This is a genomic window from Massilia sp. W12 (genome assembly GCF_037300705.1).
Taxonomy (GTDB): Bacteria; Pseudomonadota; Gammaproteobacteria; order Burkholderiales; family Burkholderiaceae_D; genus JACPVY01.
Window position 1 is genome coordinate 1,968,993 of the sequence record NZ_CP147776.1, and the last position, 15,699, is coordinate 1,984,691.

19 protein-coding genes are annotated in these 15,699 nt (G+C 57.7%); 10 read left to right on the forward strand and 9 right to left on the reverse strand.

Features of this window, described 5'->3' with window-relative positions:
- The first annotated feature begins 59 nt into the window (after positions 1-59).
- The 4 genes from dnaJ to V8J88_RS07885 all read left to right on the forward strand — a co-directional run bounded on the left by dnaJ (position 60) and on the right by V8J88_RS07885 (position 3,507).
- Positions 60-1,184, forward strand: a complete 1,125-nt coding sequence (dnaJ, locus tag V8J88_RS07870) for a molecular chaperone DnaJ (protein ID WP_338848828.1) — start codon at positions 60-62, stop codon at positions 1,182-1,184.
- A 229-nt stretch (positions 1,185-1,413) separates the two neighbouring features.
- Positions 1,414-2,031: a chalcone isomerase family protein gene (locus V8J88_RS07875; protein ID WP_338848829.1), complete on the forward strand. Its 618-nt coding sequence runs from the start codon at positions 1,414-1,416 to the stop codon at positions 2,029-2,031.
- Between the two features lie 49 nt (positions 2,032-2,080).
- Positions 2,081-2,758, forward strand: a complete 678-nt coding sequence (can, locus tag V8J88_RS07880; RefSeq protein WP_338848831.1) for a carbonate dehydratase — start codon at positions 2,081-2,083, stop codon at positions 2,756-2,758.
- A complete protein-coding gene (locus V8J88_RS07885) occupies positions 2,755-3,507 on the forward strand; it encodes a helix-turn-helix domain-containing protein (protein ID WP_338848832.1) in 753 nt (250 codons plus the stop codon). The genes can and V8J88_RS07885 overlap by 4 nt, the downstream gene beginning before the upstream one ends.
- Positions 3,508-3,558: 51 nt before the next feature.
- Here V8J88_RS07885 and V8J88_RS07890 read toward each other — a convergent pair whose 3' ends face one another.
- From V8J88_RS07890 to V8J88_RS07925, 8 genes are all read right to left on the reverse strand, one after another.
- Entirely contained in the window at positions 3,559-4,374 is an 816-nt protein-coding gene (locus V8J88_RS07890; protein ID WP_338848833.1) for a glutathione S-transferase N-terminal domain-containing protein, read from the reverse strand.
- Between the two features lie 170 nt (positions 4,375-4,544).
- Positions 4,545-5,411 carry a 3-methyl-2-oxobutanoate hydroxymethyltransferase gene (panB, locus tag V8J88_RS07895; RefSeq protein ID WP_338848834.1) on the reverse strand — a complete coding sequence of 289 codons (867 nt, stop codon included), beginning with the start codon at positions 5,409-5,411 and terminating at the stop codon, positions 4,545-4,547.
- Positions 5,412-5,425: 14 nt separating this feature from the next.
- The gene (locus tag V8J88_RS07900; protein WP_338848835.1) at positions 5,426-5,773 is read right to left on the reverse strand and encodes a DMT family protein; all 348 of its coding nucleotides are present in this window, start codon (positions 5,771-5,773) and stop codon (positions 5,426-5,428) included.
- Between the two features lie 14 nt (positions 5,774-5,787).
- Positions 5,788-6,261: a 2-amino-4-hydroxy-6-hydroxymethyldihydropteridine diphosphokinase gene (gene folK / locus V8J88_RS07905; RefSeq protein ID WP_338848837.1), complete on the reverse strand. Its 474-nt coding sequence runs from the start codon at positions 6,259-6,261 to the stop codon at positions 5,788-5,790.
- On the reverse strand, positions 6,258-7,631 hold the full coding sequence (gene pcnB, locus V8J88_RS07910; RefSeq protein WP_338848839.1) for a polynucleotide adenylyltransferase PcnB: 1,374 nt from the start codon (positions 7,629-7,631) through the stop codon (positions 6,258-6,260). The genes folK and pcnB overlap by 4 nt, the downstream gene beginning before the upstream one ends.
- Positions 7,624-8,298 carry an HAD family hydrolase gene (locus V8J88_RS07915; RefSeq protein WP_338848841.1) on the reverse strand — a complete coding sequence of 225 codons (675 nt, stop codon included), beginning with the start codon at positions 8,296-8,298 and terminating at the stop codon, positions 7,624-7,626. The genes pcnB and V8J88_RS07915 overlap by 8 nt, the downstream gene beginning before the upstream one ends.
- Positions 8,295-8,972 (reverse strand): DnaA regulatory inactivator Hda, encoded by a 678-nt coding sequence (gene hda, locus V8J88_RS07920; protein WP_338848843.1) that lies wholly within the window; start codon positions 8,970-8,972, stop codon positions 8,295-8,297. The genes V8J88_RS07915 and hda overlap by 4 nt, the downstream gene beginning before the upstream one ends.
- Before the next feature lie 4 nt (positions 8,973-8,976).
- Positions 8,977-10,059 carry an AI-2E family transporter gene (locus V8J88_RS07925; RefSeq protein ID WP_338848845.1) on the reverse strand — a complete coding sequence of 361 codons (1,083 nt, stop codon included), beginning with the start codon at positions 10,057-10,059 and terminating at the stop codon, positions 8,977-8,979.
- Between the two features lie 106 nt (positions 10,060-10,165).
- On the opposite strand from V8J88_RS07925, the gene purM reads away from it, so the two are divergent.
- Positions 10,166-11,209 (forward strand): phosphoribosylformylglycinamidine cyclo-ligase, encoded by a 1,044-nt coding sequence (purM, locus tag V8J88_RS07930; RefSeq protein WP_338848846.1) that lies wholly within the window; start codon positions 10,166-10,168, stop codon positions 11,207-11,209.
- Between the two features lie 16 nt (positions 11,210-11,225).
- Here the strand turns inward: purM and V8J88_RS07935 are convergent, their stop codons facing one another.
- Entirely contained in the window at positions 11,226-11,423 is a 198-nt protein-coding gene (locus V8J88_RS07935) for a hypothetical protein (RefSeq protein ID WP_338848847.1), read from the reverse strand.
- Between the two features lie 80 nt (positions 11,424-11,503).
- On the opposite strand from V8J88_RS07935, the gene V8J88_RS07940 reads away from it, so the two are divergent.
- The 5 genes from V8J88_RS07940 (at position 11,504) to V8J88_RS07960 (ending at position 15,670) form a co-directional block, all read left to right on the forward strand.
- A complete protein-coding gene (locus V8J88_RS07940; protein ID WP_338848848.1) occupies positions 11,504-12,424 on the forward strand; it encodes a zinc metalloprotease in 921 nt (306 codons plus the stop codon).
- 98 nt (positions 12,425-12,522) lie between these two features.
- Positions 12,523-13,056: a hypothetical protein gene (locus V8J88_RS07945; RefSeq protein WP_338848851.1), complete on the forward strand. Its 534-nt coding sequence runs from the start codon at positions 12,523-12,525 to the stop codon at positions 13,054-13,056.
- Positions 13,053-14,300 (forward strand): MFS transporter, encoded by a 1,248-nt coding sequence (locus V8J88_RS07950; RefSeq protein WP_338848853.1) that lies wholly within the window; start codon positions 13,053-13,055, stop codon positions 14,298-14,300. Before V8J88_RS07945 ends, V8J88_RS07950 begins: the two co-directional genes overlap by 4 nt.
- A gap of 180 nt (positions 14,301-14,480) precedes the next feature.
- Positions 14,481-14,825, forward strand: coding sequence for a DUF1840 domain-containing protein (locus V8J88_RS07955; protein ID WP_338848855.1), 345 nt, complete (start codon positions 14,481-14,483; stop codon positions 14,823-14,825).
- The gene (locus V8J88_RS07960; protein WP_338848857.1) at positions 14,825-15,670 is read left to right on the forward strand and encodes a lysophospholipase; all 846 of its coding nucleotides are present in this window, start codon (positions 14,825-14,827) and stop codon (positions 15,668-15,670) included. Before V8J88_RS07955 ends, V8J88_RS07960 begins: the two co-directional genes overlap by 1 nt.
- Positions 15,671-15,699 lie beyond the last annotated feature (29 nt).

Genomic DNA, 15,699 nt, shown 5'->3' on the forward strand with positions numbered 1-15,699 from the left:
GCCTGAAAAGCGCAAAACCATGCCGCCGCTGTGCGGCGTACAAGGGATAGGTGCCTGAAATGGCAAAGCGAGATTATTACGAAGTTCTGGGTCTGGCGAAAAACGCCAGCGAGGACGAAATCAAAAAGGCTTACCGCAAGCTGGCGATGAAATATCACCCGGACCGCAATCCGGACAGCAAGGAAGCCGAGGAAAAGTTCAAGGAAGTCAAAGAAGCCTACGAAATGCTGTCCGATGGCGATAAGCGCGCAGCGTATGACCGCTATGGCCATGCCGGGGTGGATCCGAATATGGGCGCGGGCGGCGGCGGTGGTTTTGGCGGCGGCGGTTTTGCCGATGCCTTTGGCGACATCTTTGGCGATATTTTCGGCGGTGGCCGCAGTCGTGGCGGGCCGCAGGTGTACAAGGGCGCGGATCTGCGCTATGTGCTCGAAGTCAGCTTGGAGCAGGCGGCGTTGGGACATACCGACACCATCAGCATCAATGCCTGGGACAGCTGCGACACCTGTCACGGGACGGGCGCCAAACCCGGCACTTCGCCGACCACCTGCAACACTTGCGGCGGGCATGGCCAGGTGCGCATGCAGCAGGGTTTTTTCAGCATTCAGCAAACCTGCCCGAAATGTCATGGCACCGGCAAGGTGATCCCGGAGCCGTGCACGGCGTGCGGCGGGGTTGGCAATATCAAGCGCAAGAAAACGCTGGAAGTCAAGATTCCGGCCGGCATCGATCACGGCATGCGCATCCGCCATACCGGGCATGGCGAGCCGGGCGTGAATGGCGGCCCGCCGGGTGATTTGCATGTGGAAATCCACATCAAACCGCATCCGGTATTCCAGCGCGAAGGCGATGACTTGCACTGCGAGATGCCGATTTCTTACGCCAAGGCGGCTTTGGGCGGGGAAATTGAAGTGCCGACCTTAAACGGCAAAGTCAGCTTCTCGATTCCTGAGGGCACCCAATCGGGCAAGACTTTCCGCCTGCGCGGCAAAGGCGTCAAAGGGGTGCGTTCGGGTTATGCCGGCGATTTGTTCTGTCATGTGATGGTGGAAACGCCGGTCAAACTGACCGAGCGGCAAAAAGAATTGCTGCGCGAATTCGACAGCCTGACGGATGAAGGCGGCGGCAAACATATGCCGCAGCGCAAATCCTGGTTTGACAAAGCGCGCGAGTTCTTCGGTTAACGCCGCGACTGCTGTTTGAAAAAGGGAGGTGGTCTGCAACCATCTCCCTTTTTTTCTGTGCCGATACCCCATGCACAGCAAGTTTTGCTTACAATATGAAACGATCATGCCAACAGTGTGAATTCATGCACGCCGCACGCTATCCGCATCCGGTTTGCATGCAAATAATACTTAGCGCGCCAGTTTGACTGAGCGCGCCTGATCGCAGATGCATTTTTTTGGAGAGAACATGAACAAGTGGGCATTGCTTGTCAGACAAACGGTTTTTGCAGCGTCGCTGCTGTGTGCGCAACAAGCTTTTGCGCTGGAAGTTTCCGGCGTCAAAGTCGATGAAACAGTCAAGGTGGGCAACACTGAACTCAAACTCAATGGCGCCGGGGTGCGCTATAAATCGTTGTTCAAGGTGTATGTCGCCGCGCTTTATCTGCAAGAGCCGAAGACGAATGTGCCTGATGTGTTGAACGCCACCGGCCCGCGCCGCCTGGTGCTGTCGATGTTGCGTGAGGTCAGCTCGGAAGCGTTCGGCCAAAGTTTTATGGATGGTTTGAACAAGAATTCCAATAAAGCTGAAAAAAGCAAAATCATCATCCAGATGCAAAAATTCGGCGAAATGTTCGCCTCCATTCCTGAGCTGAAAAAAGGCGATGTGGTGGCCATTGAATGGCAGCCGAATGTCGGCTCGGTGTGCACGCTCAACGGCAAACGCGTGGGCGAAGTCTTTCCGGATATCGCTTTCTTTAATGCTTTGCTCAAAATCTGGCTTGGCGATTCGCCGGCTGACGCCTCTTTGAAACGCGCGATGCTGGGCGAGAAGCCGGACAGCGGCGTGCGCCAACGCGAAAACTGATCCCTTCCACTTTCAACCGCACCGGATCAAAACGGTGCGGTTTCTCCGCATGTCTGAAAACAGCAAAACCAATATCAAGGATTTATTGCGCAACAACCGCCAATGGGCGGCGCAGATGGTGGCGCATGATCCGGATTTCTTCCGCAAACTGGCGGCCCAGCAAGCTCCGGAATATCTATGGATAGGTTGCTCGGACAGCCGGGTGCCGGCCAATGAGATTGTCGGTCTGGCGCCGGGCGAGTTGTTCGTGCACCGAAACATTGCGAATGTGGTGGTGTATACCGATTTGAATTGTCTTTCCGTGCTGCAATTTGCGGTGGATATGCTCAAGGTGCGCCATGTGATTGTGTGCGGCCACTATGGCTGCTCAGGGGTGCATGCGGCGATGGCGCATAAGCGCGTCGGTCTGGCCGATAACTGGCTGCGTCATGTGCAGGACGTGCAGCAAAAATACGATGTGTATCTGGGCGATGCGCTGCCTTCGCGCGCGCGGCTGGATCGCATGTGCGAGCTGAATGTGATTGAACAGGTGGCCAATGTGTGTCAAACCACCGTGGTGCATGACGCCTGGGAGCGTGGGCAAGCGTTGAGCGTGCATGGCTGGATTTACGGCTTGAAAGATGGCTTGCTGCGCAATCTCGGCATTACCGTCGATGGCCCGGAGCATCTGGAGGCGCAAATGAGCTGCGCATTGCAACGCTATGAAGATGGGGGAGAGGCAAAATGACGCGCGCTGTCAGTCTGGTGGACGCCTTGAAACGCGAATTAAAAGCGCGCGGTATTACCTATGCCGAATTGGCGCGCCGCATCGATATGTCGGAAGCCTCGGTCAAGCGCATGTTTGCGCAGAAAAATTTCACGCTTTCGCGCTTTGATCAGATTTTGCAAGCTTCCGGCGTCGATTTTGCCGAGTTGACGGCAGGCGAGGGCATGGAAGCGAATTTGATTTCGCAACTCACTTTGCAGCAGGAAAAGGAAATCACGGCCGATTTGAAGCTTTTGATTGTGGCGGTATCGGCGCTTAATCAAGTGCCGCTGGAAAACATCATGAGCGAATTCGGCATTTCCGAGCCGGAGTTGATCAAATATCTGGTGCGTTTGGATCGCATCGGCTTTTTGCAATTGCTGCCGAATAACCGCATCAAGCTGCTGGTGTCGCGCACCTTCCGCTGGTTGCCGCATGGGCCGATTCAAATGTATTTCCAGCAAATGGCGGCAAATGATTTTCTGGCGGCGCGCTTTGATGGCGAACGCGAAAGCATGCAGGTGGTGAATGTGATGCTGTCTGACGCCTCAATCCGTATCGTCTTGACGCGCTTGAAGGCATTGGCGCGTGAAGTGGCGCAATTGCACCAGCAGGACGCCAAACTGCCCTTCGCCGACCGCCATGCGCTGTCTTGTTTGTTGGCCGCGCGTCCCTGGGTGCCGCGCACCTTTGTCAATTTCAAACGGCCCGGCATGCAGGAAGACGAGTGAGCCGATGGGGCGGCATATGCCGCCCCGCCGCCAGTCCAAAAGATCCTGAGATCAAGCCTTGCTTTTCGCCCGCACCACGTTTTTGGCGTAGGTCTGCTCCAGATAATGAATGATGTCATCTGACTCAAAAATACTGGCGCCGCTGTTCGGGTCATGCAACATTGGAATCTGCACCTTGCCATACTGCTGCAAAAACTGCTCCCGCTTGCTGCCCGGCAGTGGCTGGTATGGCCCGGGCGCCAGGCGGCGTTTGGCCGGCCCCATCTCACCCCATTGCTGCTTACCGACATTGATCAAATGATAAGGCAGCTCCAGCGCACATAAACGTTCGCGCACCAGCCGCGCATAGGGGCTGGATTCAAAGCTGTACAAACTCAACATCTTGCGCGGCTGGCTTGCGGGTTCGGCCTGAATCGGGCCTAGCCCGCGTCCCAGTCCGCGCGCCATCCCGGCGAATTGCGCATTCATGCGGTTGATGCGGCCCGGTTGCAGGCGGATATGCGGCGCCTGTCCCAGATATTGGGCAAACAGATATTCAATAATCGGCTTCGCGCCGGCCATCACTTTGCCGGTGTTGGGGTCGTGCAGCAGTGGCAGTTCCGGCTGGCTGTGCAGGGCGCGCGCCTGCAGTTGCAGCCGTTTGCGTTGATGCCGCTGCCCGCCTTTGGGGCAGGGGTAAATCACGGCATCCAGATTCAATTCGGTCAACACTTCGCGCACCTGGCGGCATTGCGCATCGTCTTCACGGTCAAATAATTCCAATTCCTGCGCCGGCGTGTGGGAAGGCAGTTTGCCCCAGGTGCCATTCCATAAACGCAGGCTGGACGTCAGCACTGAAGAGCCGATTTCAAACGGGGTGGGTGGCATGATGATCACTTATCACAGGGGGTATGTCGGGAAAATAATGCAAGTCCCTGTATCTCCTTGTTTTTGATGATAGCAGGTCTGCCCCCTGATGTGAAACAGCTGAGCGCGCGCAATGCGGTGGACGATGGAACTGCGCGGCAGGGGAAGGCGGCCCGCAGGCCGCCAGTGACTCAGAAACAATGCTCAGGCGCGGGAAAGCTGCCATCCTTGACCGCTTTCACATAGGCGGCAAAGGCCGCCACGATATCGGCGGAACCCGGCATGAAATTGCGCACAAACTTGGCTTTGCGGCCCGGGTACACGCCCAGCATATCGTGCATCACCAGCACTTGCCCGGCGCAATCGGGGCCGGCCCCGATGCCAATCGTCGGGATGTGCAGCAAGTCGGTGGTTTCCTTGCCCAGATGCGAAGGAATTGCTTCCAGCACCAGCATCATGGCCCCGGCGGCTTGCAGTTTCAGGGCGTCGTCTTTCAAGATGTTTGCGCTGTCCACCGTTTTGGCTTGCACCTTGTAGCCGCCCAATTGGTGCACCGATTGCGGCGTCAAGCCCAGATGCGCACACACCGGCACTGCGCGTTCGGTCAAAAAGCGCACCGTCGATTCGAGCCAGGCGCCGCCTTCGAGTTTCACCATATGTGCGCCGGCTTGCATCATTTTCACTGCATTCGCATACGCTTGTTCCGGCGTGGCGTAGCTGCCAAACGGCATGTCAGCCACGATCAGCGCATGTTTGGCGCCGCGCGCCACGCTTGCCGTGTGGTACACGATGTCATCCACCGTCACCGGCAGGGTCGAGCTTTGGCCCTGGCACACCATGCCAAGCGAGTCGCCGATTAACAGCACTTCCACGCCGGCCAATTCCATGGCGCTGGCGAAACTGGCGTCATAGCAAGTCAGCATGGCGATTTTGTCGCCACGCCCGCGCATCAAGGCTAAACCGGGGGCGGTAATGGGTTTGCTGAGCGCCTGCGGATGCGCCGTGGCGGCGGCTGCTGCGGCCGGGGGGGCGCCGCTTTCTTGCAGATATCCAGTCATAAATAAATCCTTCCTTAACTGCGGAAAATAAACCAGACCGCGCCCATCATGCACAGCGCGGCCCAGAGGTAATCAAGTTTGAATGGCTGATTCATGTACAGCATGGCGAAAGGGATGAACACCGACAGCGTAATCACTTCCTGCAGAATTTTCAGCTGCGCCAGCGAGAATTCGCCATGGCCGATGCGGTTGGCCGGCACTTGCAGCAGGTATTCAAACAAGGCGATGCCCCAGCTCACCAGGGCGGCGATCCACCAGGGTTTGCTGTTGAGATTTTTCAAGTGGCCATACCAGGCGAAGGTCATGAAGATATTCGACAAGATCAGCAAGCCTGTGGTTTGCAGCCAGACCGGAATTTGCATGTGCGCTCCCTGATTTATGCAGCCAGCAGGCGGATGCGCTGATCCATGGTGCGGCTGGCGAATGTGCTGGCCGGGCCCAGTCCGGGAATCTCGATGGCCGGTGCGATGTCCAGCAGCGGCAGCAGGACAAAGGCGCGTTCTGTCATGCGCGGATGCGGCACTTGCAATTGCGGCAGGGCGATGATCTCGGCGCCATACAGCAGAAGATCCAGATCCAGCGTGCGCGGCGCATTGCGATAGGGACGCTCGCGCCCATGTCCGGCCTCTATCTCAAGCAGGGCTTGCAAGAGTTGCGGCGCGGGCAGGGCGGTTTCCAGCAAGGCCACGCCATTCACATAATCCGCGCCGCTGGAGTCGATCGGCGCGCTGCAATACCAGCGCGAACAGGCGCGCACCGTGCCCAGCGCGGCCAATTCTGCGAGCGCGGTTTGCACTGTGGCCAGACTGGCGCCCAGGTTCGAGCCGATGCCGATATAGGCTGGCGTCATGACGCCTCTCCCGCGCGCGGGCCTTCTGCCTGCCCCTCGCTGCGCGGGCCGCTCTTGCGCCGGCTGCGGCGGCGTTTTTTGGCCGGCGGCGCGCCTTCTTCACGCGGTTTTTGTTGCAACAGGCTTTCGCGGCTGGGGCCGTCGGATTCATAAAAATCACGCCACCATTGCGCCAATTCGGTATCCAGTTCGCCGGAAGCGGCGCGCAATTCGAGAAAATCCAGGCCGGCGCGAAAGCGCGGGTGTTCCAGCAATTTGTAAGGCGTTTTACCCTGGCGGCGTTCAAAGCGCGGTTGCATCGCCCATAAATCGCGCATATCGGTGCAAATCTTGCGTTGCAGCGCCAGTTTGTCGGATTGCGAATCCAGCACGTCGTCCGCCGCCAGATGCAGGGCGGGAATCGGAAATTCGCCAGCGGCTTTATAGGCGTTCCATTTTTCCAGCACTTGATGCCAGAGCAGGGCGGCAAACAGAAAGCCGGGTGAAACCGGTTTGCCCTGTGTCACCCGTTCATCGGTGTTGGCCAGGGCGAGGGTGACGAATTTGGCCCCCAGCGGTTGTTCCAGCACCACATCCAGCAGCGGCAGCAAGCCATGGTGCAAGCCTTCGCTGCGCAACTGCTGCAAGCAGGCCAGGGCGTGGCCGCTGGTCAAGAGCTTGAGCATTTCATCAAACACGCGCGCCGCCGGCACATTGTTGATCAATGGCGCCATGACGGTGATCGGGGCGCGCGTTTCTTCGGCGATTTTGAATTGCAGCTTGGCGGCGAAGCGCACCACACGCAGCATGCGCACCGGATCTTCACGGTAACGCGCTTCCGGTTGTCCGATGATGCGCAGGGTTTTGGCGCGGATATCGGCCATGCCCAGGTGGTAATCCCATACCTCTTGCGTGGCCGGGTTGTAATACATGGCGTTGACAGAAAAATCGCGCCGGGCCGCATCCTGATGCTGTTCGCCAAAAGTATTGTCGCGCAAGACCCGGCCATGCTCATCTTTGGGCGCATCGCCGTTGGCCGGGCCACGGAAGGTGGTCACTTCCAGCAATTCCTGGCCAAACATCACATGCACGATCTGAAAGCGGCGGCCAATGATGAAGGCGCGCCGGAACAGTTTTTTGATTTGCTCCGGGGTGGCGTTGGTGGCGATGTCGAAATCTTTGGGTTTGACGCCGAGCAATAAATCGCGCACCGCGCCGCCGACGATGAAGGCGGCAAAGCCTTCCTGCTGCAAGGTTTGGGTGACGCGCAGCGCATGCGGACTGACCAGCGCGGGATCAATGCCATGTTCCGCCGCGCTTAATATCTGCGGCCGGCTGGGGTCATGTTTTTCTTTGACGCCCAGGATTTTGCGTATCAGTTTTTTAATCATCGAATAAATTCAGCTCTGGCCAGCCCTGCGCTTTGGCGTGCGCGGAGAGGCGGGTGTTCGGATTGGTCGCGACCGGGTGCGAGACCACAGACAGCAGCGGAATATCGTTGTGCGAATCGCTGTAGAAGTGAATCGCATCAAAACTGTCCCAATCATGGCCTAAGCGCTGCAACCAGCTGCGCGTATTATGGATTTTGCCTTCGCCATTATTGTGCCGGCCCGATAAGCGCCCGGTGATGCGTCCCTGGGAGTCGAGTTCCGGCTCGGCCGCCACCAAATGCGGCACGCCCAGCGCTTGCGCAATCGGTTCGGTGACATAGCGGTTGGTGGCGGTGACAATCGCCAGCAAATCGCCGGCGTCGCGGTGGCGTTGCAATAAAGCAAAAGCAGCCGGCAGCAAGGCCGGCTGAATCACTTCCTGCATGAATTGCGCGCGCAAGGCGGCTAAATGTTCCGGCGCGAAACGCGCCAGGGTGCCCAGGGCAAAGCGCAGATATTCGTCCGGGTCCAGCGTGCCGGCCTGATATTGGGCATAAAAATCCGCGTTTTTGCGGCCAAACTCTGCGGCATCGACTTGTCCCTGGCGCACCAGGAATTGGCCCCATTCATTGTCCGAGTCAAGCGGCAACAGGGTGTGGTCGAGATCAAACAAAGCCAGTTTTTTCATGTGCTTGCATCCTGCTGCAATAATTTGCGCAATAAGGGCAGGGTGATCGGGCGCTTGGTTTCGAGTGAGTACTTGTCAAGCGCGGTCAGCATGCCGGAGAGCGAGCGCATATCGCGCCGAAAATGTGTGATGAGATAGGGTAACACGCCCGGCGCGAGCTTGATGTCGCGCGACTTGGCGGTTTGTTCCAGTGCGGCGATTTTCTCTTCGTCGCTTAAAGGGTGCAGCTGGTAAATCAGGCCCCAGCCCAGCCGCGTGCGCAAATCCTCGCGCAGGGGCAGATCCGCCGGCGGCAGATTGCCGCTGGCCACCAGCCAGGCGCCGCGTTCTTTGATTTGGTTGTACAGCGCAAAGGCGTCGATTTGCGCCGAGGCTGACAGATATTGGCAATCATCTAGCAGGTACAGGGTGGCTTTTTGTTGATTGCCTTCGACCTTCATGCGTGCGCGGCCCGGCAGGGCGCGCAGCAGGCAGGCGCGATTGTCTTGCAAAGCATGTAATAGATGAGTTTTGCCGGAGGCGGTTTCACCCCATAGATAAATCATGTGTTCAGGCGCACGCCGCTGGCGCACCTGCTGCATCAGCTGCAATAGCTCATGATTGTTCATGCCAGGGGCAAAAGTGCCAAGACTTTGCTCTTCTTCCTCGAACAAATCGAGTAAAAGCTGTTTCATAGGGTCACGATAAATAAAAACTGCTTTGCAAATACGCATTGCGCAAATGCTTGAATGCCACCATCAACACGGCGGATGCCGGCAGCGCTAACAGCACGCCGACGAAGCCGAACAATTGACCAAAGGCGAGCAAGGCGAAAATCACCGCCAGCGGATTCATGCCGATGCGCTCGCCCACCAAACGTGGCGTCAAGACAAAACTTTCCAGAATTTGCCCCAAACCATACACCACAGCCACCGCAATCAAACCTTGCGGCCCCGGGAATTGTAATACAGCCGCGATCAGAGCCAGCAACAAACCCAGACCATAGCCCAGATAGGGAATGAAAACCAGCAAGCCGGTGATCACGCCGACCGGCAGCGCCACCTCAAAACCGGCCAGCGCCAGGCCCAGCGAATAATAGATGGCCAGCGCCAGCATGACCAGCAATTGACCGCGCAGATATTGTGCGAGCAGGTCATCAACCTCGTTTAACATTTCCTCGGTGCGGGCGACAAAGCGGCGCGGAATCGCGCCCAGCACCTTGGCCACCGCCTTATGCCAGTCCAGCAGGAGATAAAACAACACCACCGGCACCAACAGCATGGTGGCCAGCCAGGATAACACAGCGCCGCCGCCGACTTTGACTGAAGCCAGGACTGTGCTGGCGATTTCTTCACCGCTGCTGGCTAAGTGCCGGGCCACAAAATCCTTGATGTCGGCTCCGCTTTTGGGTATCGGCATGCCCAGTTCGCGCAGGCGCGGAATCACCCAGTCGCTGATTTTGGCGGAAAACAGCGGGATCTGGTCGCGTAATTGTGCGCCTTCTTTTTGCAAAACCGGGGCCACGATCAAAACCAAGGCCAGCAGCGAGGCGCAAAACAAGATCATCACAATCGTCACCGCCAGCGTGCGCGAGAGCGCAAACTTGCCGATTTTGATGGCGGCCAAGCGATCCACCCCGGGATTGAGCGCATACGCCAGAATCGCGGCGGCGAGAAATGGCGTCAATACCGGGCCTAATGACAGCAGCAGAGCAAAGGCTGCCACCCACAGCGTCAGCCAGATCAGGCTCTGTCTTTGTTCCAAACTCAGAGAAAAGGGCATATTGTCCTTGAAAAATGTCCGGGGCCACGCAGGCCTTTGTTAAAATAACGCTTTATGCCGACTTGGCGCACAATCTTTTATTTTACCGCCTACAGCCTGTTTAACCATGAGCACAATTCCTAATGTTTCCCTATCTTACCGCGATGCCGGGGTTGATATTGACGCCGGCGACGCGCTGGTGGAAGCCATCAAGCCCTTTTGCAAACGCACCATGCGCGAGGGCGTACTGGGCGGCATCGGCGGCTTTGGCGGCCTGTTTGAAATCAGCAAGAAATACAAGGAACCTGTGCTGGTCTCCGGCACCGATGGCGTGGGCACCAAGCTCAAACTGGGGTTTGCCTTAAACCGGCATGATACGGTGGGCATCGATCTGGTGGCAATGAGCGTCAATGATATTCTGGTGCAGGGCGCAGAACCGCTGTTCTTCCTGGATTATTTCGCCTGCGGCAAACTCGATGTGGCCACCGCCACCGATGTCATCAAGGGCGTGGCCAAGGGGTGCGAAATCGCCGGCTGCGCATTGCTGGGCGGCGAAACCGCTGAAATGCCCAGCATGTACCCGCCGGGCGAATACGATCTGGCCGGCTTCGCCGTGGGGGCGGTGGAAAAATCGGAAATCATTGACGGCAGCAAGATTGTGCCGGGCGATGTGGTGCTGGGTTTGGCCTCTTCCGGCATTCATTCCAATGGCTATTCGCTGGTGCGCAAAATCCTGGAAGTGGCGAAACCCGACCTGGACGCCGATTTCCATGGCCGCCCTTTATCGGATGTCCTGATGGCGCCGACCCGCATCTATGTCAAACCGGTGCTGGCCCTGATGCAAAACATGCAGTTGAAAGGTCTGGTGCACATCACCGGCGGCGGTCTGGTGGAAAATGTGCCGCGCGTGCTGCAACCGCATCTGGTGGCGGAATTGCGCAAAGACGCCTGGAGCATGCCGCCGCTGTTTTCCTGGTTGCAAGAGCAGGGTGGCGTGGCGGAAGCAGAAATGCATCGCGTCTTTAACTGCGGCATCGGAATGTGCGTGGTGGTGGCGGAGGAAGATGCCGATGACGCCATGGCGCAACTGCAAGCCAGCGGCGAAACCGTGTATCGCATCGGCCAGATCCGCAGCCGCAACGGTGATGAGGCGCAAACCCAGGTGATGTAAAGCGGCCTGATCTGCATCAAAAGGCAGCCTCCCGGCTGCCTTTTTTTATTTTGTCAAGCCTATTTGCAAATTTTTGCTGAATTGTTGCGATATGGCAAAATTTATTGATTTTTATATACCCTTGCTTGACAGCATCTTTCCCGCTGCGGATACTTTTGCGCAGCAAAACCAAGCCGCCAGCCAGCTGTGTTTGGCAGATTGAGCGTTTGCACATTTCCTTTTTGCACTTTCCTGTGGCGATTAAACCGGCGCATGGTTTTGTGCATTCATAAAAAACATACAGAGGGGACCAATATGAATAAATTGATGTTTAAAAGCGGCGCAGCGCTGCTGTTAGGTTTGGTGTGCAATTTTGCGGCGGCGGATAATCTGGCGCAAATTCAACATGCGGCCAACTACAAGCCTTTCCATTTCCGTGGCCTGGAATTTGTCAATCAAAACGCGTTTATTCAAAGCGGCGGGCGTTGCTCCACCCACCATGACCATGAAAAAATCGCTGCCCACGAGCAGGATTTTTCTGAAAAACTCAAAACCCTGCACCCCAGCCTGGCTACTGCCGCGCGCGTGGTGCCGGTGTATGTGCATGTGATTCAAGGCGCTAACAGCAGCAATGGCGGCGTGACTGATCAGATGATTCAAAATCAAATCTCGGTGATGAATAAGGCATTCACCGGCAGCGGCATCAGCTTCTCGCTGGCTGCAATCGATCGCACCACGAATGACAACTGGTTTAATGTCACGCCCGGCACGACTGCTGAGACGCAAATGAAAAACGCTTTGCGTCGCGGCGGCAAAGAATCGCTGAATTTGTACACCGCCAATGTCGGCCAGGGCTTGTTGGGCTGGGCCACATTCCCGGCAGATTACAGCCGCAATCCGAAAATGGACGGCGTGGTGCTGTTGAATCAATCGCTGCCAGGCGGCAATGCTGCGCCCTATAATCTGGGACAAACCGGAACCCATGAAGTGGGGCATTGGGCTGGTCTGTACCACACCTTCCAGGGCGGTTGCACCAAGACCAATGACTCTGTGACAGATACCCCGGCGGAAAAATCGGCCGCTTTCGGCTGCCCGACCGGCCGCGATTCCTGCACCAATTATGCCGGTAAAGATCCGATCAATAACTTCATGGATTACACCGACGACGCCTGCATGACCAACTTCAGCGCAGGTCAAATCACCCGCATGAATCAGCAAATGGCGACTTATCGCTAATCGGGCTAACGCAAGGGGCGGGCGGTTGTGCCACGCCCGCCCCCTGTGCGATAATGCGCCCCGTCGGCCTTGCGCCATCCCTTCCTGTTGATCAAACCATGTCGATTTCTTCCCGCCTGCGTCAAGGCGCATTCCTGTTTTCCGCCGCCGTGTTGCTCACCGCGTGTTCCCCTGCATATGACTGGCGCGAAGCGCGCGGCGCCAAGCTGCCGTTTTACGCCAATATGCCCGGCAAAGTCAGCGAATACACCCGCCCGGTAAAGCTGGGGCCGTATGAATCGGAAATGACAATGAGTGCAACTCAGGTCGATGGCGCCACCTTCGCCGTCGGCGCCGCGCAGATGGCTGACGCCGCCCAATCACAGCAGGCGCTGGCCTATATGAAAGAAGCCTTGCTGCGCAATATTGATGGCAAGATTGTGCGCGAACAGGGTTTGCAGGCGCCGTATTCGCAACTGCAACTGGAAGCCAAAGGCTTGCAGCAAATGGGTTCCAGTCGCAGCCAGGTGATGTTGCTGGGCCGTTTTTATGCCGTCGATAAGCGGATTTATCAGGTGATTGTGGTGGGCAATGACAAGCCGCAAGTGCGTGAAGCGGCGGAAACCTTCTTTGCTTCGTTCAAACCGAATTGAATCCGCCCGCATTAAGCCGGCGCGCCGCGCTGGCGATTTTCCTGTGTTTTGCCGCCGCCTACGTCATGTCGTATGCCATGCGCAGCGTGAATGCTGTGCTGGGGCCTGTCTTGATGCAGGAATTTTCCCTCAGCAGCCGCGATCTCGGCTTGCTCTCCGCCATGTATTTTCTCAGTTTCGCCAGCGTGCAATTGCCGTTGGGGATCTGGCTCGACCGCTATGGCGCCAGAAGGGTGGAAGCGGGGTTGCTTTTGTTTGCCGTGGCTGGTGCGCTGTTGTACGCCTGCGCGCAAAATTTTTGGCAGCTGTGTTTAGGGCGCGCCATGATCGGCCTGGGCGTGTCTTCTTGTTTGATGGCGGCATACAAGGCTTACCGCCAATGGTATCCGCGTCAACAGCAAAGCCGGCTGGCGGCTTGCATGATGGTGGCCGGCACTGCCGGCGCCTTGAGCGTCAGCTCGCCGGTGGCGTATGCCTTGCCGGTATTTGGCTGGCGGCCCTTATTTTGGTTGGCGGCGCTGATTTTTATCGCCCTGGCGATCCTGATTTTCTTTGCCCTGGCGCCGGTTGAGCGCCGCTTTGAGGCGCCGCCGCAAGCTGTTGCCAGCGCCGGCGCCGGCGGCTATGGCGCATTGTTCAGCGATCCGTTTTTCTGGCGTTATGGCATGTTGGCTTTATTGAATCAGGCGGTGTTTGTCGCTTGGCAAACCCTGTGGACCGGGCCATGGTTGCAAGAAGTGCTCGCTTTTTCCAGTTTGCAAAGCGGAGTCATTTTGTTTTATTTCAATCTGGCGCTGCTGCTGGGGTATTTGGCGTTTGCCTGGGCCGCGCCGCGCTATATCCGCAGCGGCCATGAGCACGGCGCGCCGGCGGAATGGGTGATTGGCGGCGGCTTTGCGCTGTGTCTTTTGCTGCAAATCGGCATCGCCGCTTTTGTCGCGCCGTCCAGCTGGGGTTTGTGGCTGTTGCTGGCGTTTTGCGCCAGCGTGGCCAGTCTGCCGCAAACCCATCTCAGCCTGGCGTATCCGGCAGAGATGGCCGGGCGCGTGAATTCCGCCTTTAATTTGCTGGTGTTTGTTGGCGTGTTTTGCGCCCAGAGTTTGATCGGGGTCTTGATTGACGCCTTTGTTGCGCAAGGCGCCAGCCGCGCGCTGGCGATGCGCAGCGCACTTGGCGTCTGCATTTTGGCGCAAGCCCTCAGTTTGTTGTATTTTTGTTGCGCCAAAGCGCGCGCGCCGCGCTGACCCCGGCGCCGCTGCGGCGGCCCTGGCGTGTCACTGTCCCGTGTGCTGATGCCGCTAAAACAAGGCGCAAACGGCTCACACATGCTAAGGTATAAGCAGGGCGTGCAATCTGGCGACCCATTGATGAGCAATTCCGGCATATGGCTGGCATCTTCACGAATCTGAGCAACGGAGGAATAGATGTTGATCACTTTCAAATCCAAGGCGGCGCCCGAGGTCTTGATGTATCAAGAGCATGCCAACCGCATTCTCGATTTATGGCGCAAAGAACATCCGCGCGGCGTCTTGACGGTGGACGAATTGCCGCAGGCGATTGCGCGCCTGCAAGCCGAAATCGAAGACAGTAAGCAGCATCCGGCGTCAGAAGAAGTGCAGCACGATGTCGCCCGTCACCACAACGCCACCACCGATGATGATGAGCACGAGCCGGCGCAGGAAGTCAGTTTCGCCACCCGCGCCTTCCCCCTGATGGAGATGTTGCGTGCAGCGGAGCGTGAAAAGCACGATATTGTCTGGGGCGTGTGATGGCGGATGGGCAGGAAAAGCGTCTGGCTGCTGCTGACGGCACCTTGCTTTACCTGCGTGACTGGCGCGCCGCGCCGACGCTGCGGCAAGCTGTGCTGATTGTGCACGGCTTTGGCGAACATAGCGGACGCTACGCCCATGTGATCCGGTTTTTTCAAGAGTTGGGGTGGGCTGTGCGCGTCATGGATTGGCGTGGCCATGGGCGCTCAGAGGGCGCGCGCGGCGTCTTGCCGAATGGTGCGCCGCTGTTGCAGGATGCTGAAATCGTACTCGATGATTTCAGCCAGAAACTGGGTTATGCGCCGCTCTTATTCGGGCACAGCATGGGTGGCCTGTTTGCCGCCCAATTTGTGTTGCAAAAACGCTCGGCGCTGCGCGGCTTGATATTAAGCGCGCCCGCGCTGGGCATTCCGCTGGCGCGCTGGCAAAGCGTATTGGCGCGGCTGATGTTGCGTCTGGCCCCGGATCTTCCCTTGCCCAGTGGTCTGCAGTCGGACTATCTCAGTCATGATGCGCAAGTCGGCAAAGCCTATCGCGAAGATCCGCTGGTGCATTCCTGGTTAAGCGCACGCATGTTGGCCCACATGCAAGCCGCCGGCGCCGACTGCCTGCAGCACGCCGCCCGGCTTGACTGCCCCTGTCTGCTGATGGTGGCCGGACAGGATAAGCTGGTTGATTCCAGCGCCAGTTTGCGTTGGGCCAGTCTGGTGCAGGCAGCCAAACCCGGCATGCTCACCTGCAAACAATATCCCGATTCCTATCATGAAATTCTGCAAGACCTGGCTGCGCCAGCCGCGTTTGCCGATATGCGCGCCTGGCTGCAAGCGCAGGGTTTGCTCGCCTGAAGGCGAAAAAAAGGCAAGCATGACGCTTG